General features: G+C 38.6%; 1 protein-coding gene. It reads right to left on the reverse strand.

The window, feature by feature from the left end; translation table 11 throughout:
* Nucleotides 1–40: 40 nt before the first annotated feature.
* Nucleotides 41–1,389, reverse strand: a protein-coding gene (locus AC1DUW_RS28700; RefSeq protein WP_477644170.1) for an IS3 family transposase whose coding sequence is annotated in 2 segments (ribosomal slippage) — nucleotides 41–945 and nucleotides 945–1,389 — 1,350 coding nt in all. Because the reading frame shifts where the segments join, the coding sequence is not laid out codon by codon here.
* Between the last annotated feature and the right edge of the window lie 53 nt (nucleotides 1,390–1,442).

Genomic DNA, 1,442 nt, shown 5'->3' on the forward strand with positions numbered 1-1,442 from the left:
CTTTGTGAAGTGAACCCAAAAAGTTAGACACTTTATTTAATTAGGCAGCCTTGAGGGCATGAATCCGGTAATCTACCGGGCTCATGCCTTTTAATTTTACCTTGATTCGTTGATGATTGTAGTAATGGATATATTCCTCTAATTCTTGTTTGAAATGCTCCATGCTTTCAAATTCTTGAAGATAGAGTAATTCGGATTTTAATAAGCCAAAGAAGTTTTCAATGACCGCATTATCGAGACAATTTCCTTTGCGGGACATGCTTTGTGTAATGTTATGTCTTTTCAAATCATGAGAGTATTGTTTCATCTGATAATGCCAGCCCTGATCTGAATGAAGAATGGGTGAATCTTTCGATTCCAAGCGATGAAAGGCTTTATCCAGCATTTTGGAAACAAGGGGATAAACAGGACGAGATTCGATATTATAGGCGATGATTTCTCCATTAAACAGATCAAGAATGGCCGATAAGTATAGTTTCTCCCCAGCTAGATGGAATTCTGTGACGTCTGTCACCCATTTTTCATTGGACTTTGCCGCCTTGAAATCACGTGCTAGAATGTTGGGCGCAATCTTGCCGATTTTCCCTTTGTACGAACGGTATTTCTTCATACGAACCAATGACTTCAATCCTAGTTCATTCATCAATCGGAGAACTGTTTTATGATTGATGCGAGCACCTCGGTTACGTAATTCTAGTGTGATACGTCGATACCCATAACGTCCTTTATGCGTATGGAAAATCTCTTTGATAAGGGATTTCATTTCTGTGTATTTATCCTCACGCCCGAAGGCGTTTACCCAATAATAGTACGTACTCCGTGCCATTTTAGAAATGGATAGAAGCAGATTTAAATCAAATTGTTTCCTTAGTTCATGGACTACTTTCGCTTTTTCTTTCTTTGTAAGGCTTCCTTTTCTTGAACTAAGGCACTCAACTTTTTTAGATAGGCATTCTCTGCACGTAAGTATTCTAATTCGGCAAGAAGTGTTTCTTGAGAGCCATTAGCTGGCGATGTTTTCTTGGTTTCTTTTTTCATGGATAGACGCCCCTTTTTCTTTGGTTTAAGGGCGTCTATACCTCCTTCCTTAAACTGATTTGCCCAATTCAAAAGTGTAGAATCGGAAGGAAGGTTATAGTGTACAGCGGTCTCGTTGATCGATGCCCCATATTCGTTCATATATTTAAGTACCTCTAGTTTAAAGGGCAGAGTGTAATTTGTATAGGATGAAGCAAGTCCTTCCATCCCATGTTTTAGATAGCGAGCGACCCATCTTTTCAGAGGGGATAAACCTACATTTCTTTCTTGTGCAATGGATTTATAGGATTTTTTCCCTTCTAAGTACTCTAAAACTGCATGTGATTTTTCGTCTATCGTATATTTAGTCAAAAAAACTGCACCTCCAATTATTAGATGTTGTCTAACAATTGGGGTGCAGTTCA

The sequence above is a fragment of the Peribacillus sp. P4_C12 genome (assembly GCF_056402095.1).